Source organism: Litchfieldia stipae (assembly GCF_014837155.1).
In the GTDB taxonomy this organism is placed as follows: Bacteria; Bacillota; Bacilli; order Bacillales; family Bacillaceae_L; genus Litchfieldia.
This window is the reverse complement of record NZ_JACYHA010000023.1, coordinates 45,421-52,989: the sequence shown is the minus strand read 5'-3', so window position 1 is coordinate 52,989 and position 7,569 is coordinate 45,421. Positions and strand designations below refer to the sequence as shown.

General features: G+C 38.4%; 7 protein-coding genes. 2 read left to right on the top strand and 5 right to left on the bottom strand.

Translation table 11 applies throughout. The features are described from left to right. Positions 1-118 precede the first annotated feature (118 nt). The gene (locus F7888_RS19395; RefSeq protein WP_191782490.1) at positions 119-430 is read left to right on the top strand and encodes a hypothetical protein; all 312 of its coding nucleotides are present in this window, start codon (positions 119-121) and stop codon (positions 428-430) included. A 90-nt stretch (positions 431-520) separates the two neighbouring features. On the opposite strand, the gene F7888_RS19390 is transcribed toward F7888_RS19395, so the two are convergent. From F7888_RS19390 to F7888_RS19370, 5 genes are all read right to left on the bottom strand, one after another. Beyond that, positions 521-1,756: an MFS transporter gene (locus tag F7888_RS19390; RefSeq protein ID WP_191782488.1), complete on the bottom strand. Its 1,236-nt coding sequence runs from the start codon at positions 1,754-1,756 to the stop codon at positions 521-523. Positions 1,757-2,324: 568 nt separating this feature from the next. Continuing rightward, positions 2,325-3,131 (bottom strand): GNAT family N-acetyltransferase, encoded by an 807-nt coding sequence (locus F7888_RS19385; protein WP_191782486.1) that lies wholly within the window; start codon positions 3,129-3,131, stop codon positions 2,325-2,327. A gap of 147 nt (positions 3,132-3,278) precedes the next feature. After that, complete coding sequence (locus tag F7888_RS19380; RefSeq protein ID WP_191782484.1) at positions 3,279-4,139, bottom strand: AraC family transcriptional regulator; 861 nt, start codon at positions 4,137-4,139, stop codon at positions 3,279-3,281. 50 nt (positions 4,140-4,189) lie between these two features. Next, on the bottom strand, positions 4,190-4,648 hold the full coding sequence (locus F7888_RS19375) for an NUDIX domain-containing protein (RefSeq protein WP_191782482.1): 459 nt from the start codon (positions 4,646-4,648) through the stop codon (positions 4,190-4,192). Further along, entirely contained in the window at positions 4,645-5,166 is a 522-nt protein-coding gene (locus tag F7888_RS19370) for a GNAT family N-acetyltransferase (RefSeq protein WP_191782479.1), read from the bottom strand. Before F7888_RS19370 ends, F7888_RS19375 begins: the two co-directional genes overlap by 4 nt. Before the next feature lie 148 nt (positions 5,167-5,314). Here F7888_RS19370 and F7888_RS19365 point away from each other — a divergent pair, with 148 nt between their 5' ends. Next, positions 5,315-7,411, top strand: a complete 2,097-nt coding sequence (locus tag F7888_RS19365) for a peptidoglycan D,D-transpeptidase FtsI family protein (RefSeq protein WP_191782477.1) — start codon at positions 5,315-5,317, stop codon at positions 7,409-7,411. Positions 7,412-7,569 lie beyond the last annotated feature (158 nt).

Sequence of the window (7,569 nt, the reverse complement as noted above, 5' to 3'; positions counted from 1 at the left end):
GAATAATTACACATAATATATAAATTCTGTTAGGAATCGTGTCGAAAAATATTTTTTTGACACCCCAACAACGGCTCAAACCGTTGATAAATCAATATTTATAGAGGGAGGCATTACTATGAAAAAATACATTGGTGTAGTATTACTTGTGCTGATCATTGAATTAGCTGTACTTTTCGGTATTCATTTATATTTTGATACGAATTTGTTGTCGACGTTGTTTTTTGGTTCTATTATCTTTTCATTCTTTGCGTTTATCACAGGGTCTAGGGGAGATGCGTTGTCGAAACAATCAGAGCTTGCTGCCTTTGATTCTCAAGCAGGAGCCTATAAGCCTAAGCATGAAGCATTAACCTTACGAGTGGGTCCTTTTCTCATTGGTTCACTTTTATGCTTTATTGTTTATTTAATTTTGGAGATATTGATGTGAGGATTGATTAGGAGCGAAACATTTTCAAAGAAGTGGATCTGTTGTCCTAATTAATGTATTCAAATCTCTCCACTTCTTTAGCTGCTTTTTTCAGCCTGTATCTTTCATTGCATTCTGCTTAGATAATCTCTTTTCATCAATGAACTTAAAATATGGTAGATATATCCCGGCAAGTGAAACGGAACTAATAAGAAGGCCGATTAGAAGATATAGTGGTCTGACTCCCCATAGTTCGCTTAAGGCGCCACCAACTAGTACTCCTAAAGGCATAGCTCCTCTTATAATAAGTAAACGAACTGAAAATACCTTACCCATTAGATGATTAGGGACTGTTTGTTGGCAGATTGTTGTATTATGGATACTGAAAATCGCCATAACCACTCCGCCAATCATTTCCGTTGTTATCGCTAGAGGAATGCTTTTGTTGAAGGAAAGGGCGATAAAAGTCATCCCGCCGATAAAAAGTGAACCTAGCATCAGAATTCTACGACTCTTGTAATTTATTCTTGAGACTAACATAGCCCCAATCAGATAGCCACTCGGAAAGCCCGCCATGAAATAACCGTATTCAGCATACGTACCTCCTAATTCGCTAGTGATATATGGCAGCGTCGTCACCATAGTCACACCTACTCCAAATTGAACAAATGCTAAAAAGATACCTAACCAGACAATGATTTTGTGCGTAAAGAAGAAGGAAATCCCCTCCGAAAAATCAGCCAACCATGTTTTTCTACTTTCATTTTTGTTTCGTTTTTCTTTAATAGGAAGCAATGTACATCCACTGATGATAAGGAAAGAGCTTACTAGAAAAAGAGTGACTTGAACCCCAGCGTATTCAATGACAATTCCCGCTAGTATCGGAGACAAAAAGGTCATTAAGCGGACCGTTCCATCAATGTAAGCATTAGCTGATTGCAGCTGGTCTTTTGAGACAATCGTTGGTGTAATCGCATGGTTAGCAGGTACATACAACGGAGTGATTAACCCAACTACACATTGAACAGCATAAATATGCCAAATCTCCAGCTCTCCAGACATAAGTGCAGCCAACGGAATGATAAAGATAGCTCCTCTTGTCCATTGCGAGAACACCATTACCCACTTTCGACTCCATCGATCAATATAAGGCCCTATGAAAAGCTGAAGAATTAATGACGGGACAAAATACAGCAGCCACATACTCCCTAGCGCAAATGTTGAACCAGTCAATTGAAAGATCAATATCGAATTACAAAAGGTGCCAAATGCCCCACCAAGCTCTGAAATACCATTCCCTAGCCAAGCTGACACAAACGAGCGGTTCTTAAGCAAGGATTTTTTCATAGGTACTCCTTTCATTGCTTCAAATAGCGATTAAATTCTTTAAATAAGAGGTCAATGACATTTGCCTTTAAGCTTAATTTCAATCCATTTGCACGAGTGTAATTAAAAATAGAGATGATTGAGTAACAGCGTGTATATATATGCTGTTGTTCCGTACCATGAAAGGTGTTATGCAAATGAATTAAAAGTTCTTTATAGATAATCAACCTCTTAATGGATTCTCTAGTAATCTCATTTTTATTTCGTCTATTGTTTTTGCAATTTTATGGTTACTGTTTGCAGATAGTAAATGGTATTCAATCAGAGCCCTCTTACCAATTGGTTATAGACTTTATTCTTATTTCATCTATGAAATACACACTGAAAAAAAAATGGCTTGATTATGTTCCGGAAAGAATAGCTGCAACATCGGATAAACTAGTACAGCTGTTCATAAATCTCACGCAAATACTTGTCCGTATTCAAATTGGATTCTACTTTCTTATTATTAATCTTAATATCCCAAATTGGCAATTCATCAAGAAACCTTAGTTAGTTAATTTTCTAACAACTTATTTTACCGCACCCACTACTTCTCTACCCATATAGCTTTCGTATAAGCTATTCTCATTCCTGCTCGTTCCATATTATTTTGACTTATGGAAGCAAATCTTGCTTGTCCTACAAGAAGCTTGCAATCTTGTGAAAATGCTTCGTTCAATCTTTTCTTAATTAACGCACTTTGAACTCCATTGTTTCTGAACTTCGGAACTGTCGTTGCTGCAGCAAGTGTCCCGATTTGATTTTTTCGAAACAAAACTCCAATGCCTACAGCTTCACCTAGCATACTTGCTAGATAAAACGTCCAACCCTCTTTTTGATAAAGAATTTCATTATTTCGAGCAACTCCATCTTTTAAAAACGAAGGCAGCTCAAATCCCAAAGTATAGATTTCTGCAAAAAGATCAAATTCATCACTTTTCAATTTACGAATTGTTATAGATTCATCAATTACTCTTTCCTCCTCAGTATGTGGGGTAAAGAGAGTAGTATGGAAATCTGACTGATAAAACCCTTTCGTATTTAGATATCTTAATAAATCTGGAGAAACATTGGATGGTACTATCTCAAATCTAACAGGAATCTCTTTCTTATGATAAAAATCAATAATCTTATCAATTTCCTTTTCATCCTCAATTTGTAGCCCTTTTACAGTATTAAAAGACGGCCCCGGAATGTTTTTAACTGAAAATGCAGTTGCATTTCCAAAGCGTTCAACTTCTACAGACATCGGATTTCCTTCTATCTCTTTCATTGCAGAGAGTCTTGATAACAAGCAATCTATTTCAGACTGTTCTAGCTTCTTGGCCATTTCTTGATTAACAATCATGTTCATTACCCTCTCCTTAATTTATAGTTACTCCTTCCACAACCCAACCTTCATATACCAAACTATTAATTTTCTAGGCACTAAAAAAATACCCTCTGTACCAAAAGGGTATTAGATTATTTCCATTATATGTTTTTCGGAAATTTCTGTCTATTAATTTACTGGAATCCATATTTCTGAATAATAATTTGGGTCAGATGGATTTCCACCAGGATATACTTCTAATTCAGCTGTCTCTACATACTGGTATCCGCTTGATGGAAACCACTCCGAGAAAATTTGCTTCCATACCTTTGGCATCGCCTCTGGCATCGCGCCATGCACCTCAAACACAGCCCATGTAGAGGCCGGAATCTCCAATGAAAGAAATCCGTCAACCTCCTCCCCTTCATGTTCGACAGCAACCCAATAATCAATCGTTTTTGCTGACTGTGTCGAGTGGTCATCACAAACCCCAAGCACTCCTCTGATTTCACCGTTCATCAACTCAATTAATGAATCACAGGTACCATTTGAATTAACTTCATCCCACATTTTTGGAATGCCTACCAAATTTGCGTCTTGCTCTAATGAAAATTCCCGCTTTACTCCTACCACCTTAAATCCATCTCTTTCGACAATTCGATACTTCATTGGTTCTGCTCCCTTCAGTTTCATCTGGATAACCAGGCGATTATAAGATTGCAGCCTTCCATTCCCTTTTCGAACATCACTCGGGGTTACCCCATGCTGTTTTCGAAAAGCCTTTGAGAAAGCCTCAGGAGTTTCATAGCCATACTTAAAGGCAAGGTCAATAATTCTCGTATCCGTTCGAATCAATTCTTCAGCTGCTAAAGTTAACCGACGTCTACGCAAATATTCTCCTACACTAATGTCTGTCAGAATCGAAAAAGTTCGCTGAAAATGAAACGTTGATGCATTTGCATGATAAGCAATATTCTCAATCGAAACATCCTCTAGCATATTCTCTTCCATATAGTCGATCGCCTTCTGTAATGATTCCAACCATGCCATATCGCTCACTCCTTACTCTCATTTTATCCGTAGAGCACTTCGTCTTCCTGTCATTTCATGCTTTGTTTGGACAGATTTTCTCTAATGAAATTAATTGTATCTTCATGGGTCAATGTCTTAATCAGTTCATTACTCTTTACAAACTGCAACTCTACAATTTCATCATCCTGAGGAGTCAGGCTACTCTCATCCCCAACAAATTCAACAAGAAACATAGTCGTCTCCTGGCGCTCGTAGCCAATCCTGTCTTTGAGCTCTTCTGGGAAATCGAAGCAAATCTTTTCATCAAATTGTTTGATCATACGATAATCCGAAGAACCTGTTTCCTCACTTAATTCACGCATGATAGCTGCTTCAAGGGTTACATCATGAGGTTCAATACCACCTTTGACGAAATCCCATTGTCCATCAATCTTTCTTTTTCCTTCTTTTGTATTCATTTTTGTTTTATGTATCACTAAGTAAGTATCACCTTTAATAACAATTGCTCCTACAGCATGTCTAATCATGACATTTCTTTCCCTAGTGTTTTGTAGTATAAGACGGTTGTATCAAGCGTCCCTTCTAAGGATTGAGCAAAATAAGGAATTTCACCAGCTTGAATATATCCCAATGATTGATATAGTAAATTAGAAGGGTCACCTTTTCGAGTATCTAACACAAGCAATGACCTTTTTTCTCTGACTGCAATCTCTTCTGCTTTCTCCATCAGTAGGCGCGCAATTCCAAGACGTCTAAAGGCTGGATGAGTCATCAATTTCGCTATTTCAGCACGATGACTACCATTTTGCTTCATACATAAATGCACCTGCACCGTCCCAGCAATCTTAGAATCTTGCATTGCAATTATTAATCGTACATCCGGAGCAAGTACCGTCTCCCAATAGGACCTTGCTTCCGACAAATCAAGTGGCGGAAGAAATCCAATTGACGCCCCTCCATCAACAACCTCTTTCAGCAATTCAGACAATTGATCTATATATGGAACAACTGACGAAACTTCAGTGATCTCAACATTCTTGCGCATGAAACCCTCTCCTATATTTTCAGATTCATATTACTTCTATACTAAACTGAGAAATCCTTTTTCTATCATTTTTTTCCATTTCACACCCTAATTCTCCTTTTGTTCATGCTATAATCAAGAGGAGAAAACAGCAGGAGGAAATACAAACGTGGGAGAAGAAAAGAAGAAACAGAAACGAGTCAAAAAACAATTACATTTTCGTACCAATCTTTTATTTTTTATCACCTTTTTCTTATTTATCACATTGATCGGACGACTTGCTTTTCTTCAAATTGTGCATGGAGAAAACTATGTGGATGAGGCTACTAGACAAGATGCAACTACCGTGAAATTAAGCGCTCCTCGTGGAGAGATGTATGATAGACACGGCCGAGTTGTTGTTGATAATAAAGGGGTCACTGCTGTACTTTATACAGTGAATTCCTTAAACCAAACATCCCTTCATCTTGAAGTTGCTCGTAAGTTATCAGAATTATTAGAGATAGATACAAGTGAGATCAAAGAGAGAGATATCAAAGATTATTGGCTAGTGAAGGAACCTGAGAAAGCCAGAGAACTCATCTCTAAAGATGAATTAGAACTCTCTTCAAAAGAGACTTATGCCCTTCAACTTGAGCGAATTCCTGCTCATGAACTTGAAGAGATATTGCTATCACATCCTGAGGAAATTGTCATTTATAAAAAGATGACAAGTGGCTACATACATGAAGCGCAAATAATCAAAAGCACAGGGTTATCCAATCGTGAAATTGCCGCTGTTGTTGAACGTTTGGATGAATTACCTGGTGTTGATGTGAAATCTGATTGGCAACGGGAATATCCGTATGGAGAAATGTTAAAACCTGTCTTAGGTGGAGTCACCACTGAGAAACAAGGAATTTTAGAAGACCGTCGTTCGTTCTATATGACACGTGGGTATTCACGGAATGAACGCGTCGGAAAAAGCTACCTAGAATATCAATACGAAGAAACACTCCATGCTTCTAAGGGTGAAAAGACAATCGTCACCGACAAACAAGGTGACATTGTAAGTGAAACTCTATCGCATGAAGGTGTAAGAGGACGCGACCTTCGACTAAGTATCAATGCAGGTTTACAGCAAGCTCTTGATGCAACACTTATCGAGGAAATGACACGCGCAAAAAGTCAGCCTGGAAACCATTTAATGGATCGAGCATTTATTGTTATGATGGATCCTTATAATGGGGACATTCTTGGTATGTCTGGAAAAATGATAGATCCTACCCCAGATGGCAAACTTTCATTTTCCGATTACTCTGTTGGTACATTTACTAGTCAGTATGAAATCGGCTCAACTATTAAAGGAGCTACTATTCTAGCAGGCTATGATTCTGGAGTGATTGCTTATAACCATACTTTTTATGATGCACCTATTACCTTAGCTGGTCTGGGAAAACCAAAATCATCTTGGAAAAACTTTGGCCGTATCAATGACCTTACTGCGCTCAAAGTGAGTTCGAACGTCTATATGTTCCATACTGTCATGAATTTGGCAGGTGTCATCTATCGACCTGGTGGAGGACTTCCGATTTCCGAGGACGATTTTACACGTTTACGAAACTATTATGCTCAATTTGGGTTAGGTGTAAAAACCGGAATCGATCTTCCCAATGAAAGTGCCGGACTTCTGGGAAATATCACAAACCCCGGGCTATTGCTTGATATGAGCATTGGTCAGTTTGATACGTACACTCCCCTCCAGATGGCACAGTATGTGAGCACAATTGCCAATGGTGGCTACCGCGTACAGCCACGCATGGTAGCAAGCATTCACGAACCAGTGAACGACGGGACACTTGGTCCTCTTCTTTCTGAGCGACCACGCACCGTGTTAAATCGGATTTCAAACAGGGACGAAGATATCCAACGAGTTCAAGAAGGCTTCCGTTTGGTTACTCAATCAGTCGGTGGAACAGCTAATAACGTATTTTCGCCTCATGATGTAAGTGGAAAAACAGGAACAGCTCAAACCTTTTATTACGGGCCAGACCGAGACAAATGGGGACGAGCAACTTACAACCTGACATTTGTTGGCTATTATCCATCGGATAAGCCAAAAGTAGCCTTTAGTGTGGTCGTACCATGGGTAAGTGACAAATCTCCTATCTCTAAAAATCTAGCAAAACGTGCGGTTGAGGCCTACATCGAACATGAAGAAAGGTTAGCATTTGTTGACTCCATAGACGAAACCATACAAGTAGATAGTCAGAATACAGAAGAGTAATAACAAACTTTATATTTTGCTAGATTGTCCTTGAACGGTCAAATAATATATTTAGTTGAAAAGAGTATCTTTGGAGTCATTTGCTTCCTCGGATACTCTTTTCTTTAAGTTTTGTTAAAAATCAATAATATCGATAAATTCAAAATTATGAGATAATA

Excerpts from the sequence above, each read along its gene's own strand:
- F7888_RS19395 (WP_191782490.1), top strand. The coding sequence starts at position 119 with ATGAAAAAATACATTGGTGTAGTATTACTTGTGCTGATCATTGAATTA.
- F7888_RS19375 (WP_191782482.1), bottom strand. The coding sequence starts at position 4,648 with ATGATTAGACATGCTGTAGGAGCAATTGTTATTAAAGGTGATACTTAC.
- F7888_RS19385 (WP_191782486.1), bottom strand. The coding sequence starts at position 3,131 with ATGAACATGATTGTTAATCAAGAAATGGCCAAGAAGCTAGAACAGTCT.
- F7888_RS19370 (WP_191782479.1), bottom strand. The coding sequence starts at position 5,166 with ATGCGCAAGAATGTTGAGATCACTGAAGTTTCGTCAGTTGTTCCATAT.
- F7888_RS19380 (WP_191782484.1), bottom strand. The coding sequence starts at position 4,139 with ATGGCATGGTTGGAATCATTACAGAAGGCGATCGACTATATGGAAGAG.
- F7888_RS19390 (WP_191782488.1), bottom strand. The coding sequence starts at position 1,756 with ATGAAAAAATCCTTGCTTAAGAACCGCTCGTTTGTGTCAGCTTGGCTA.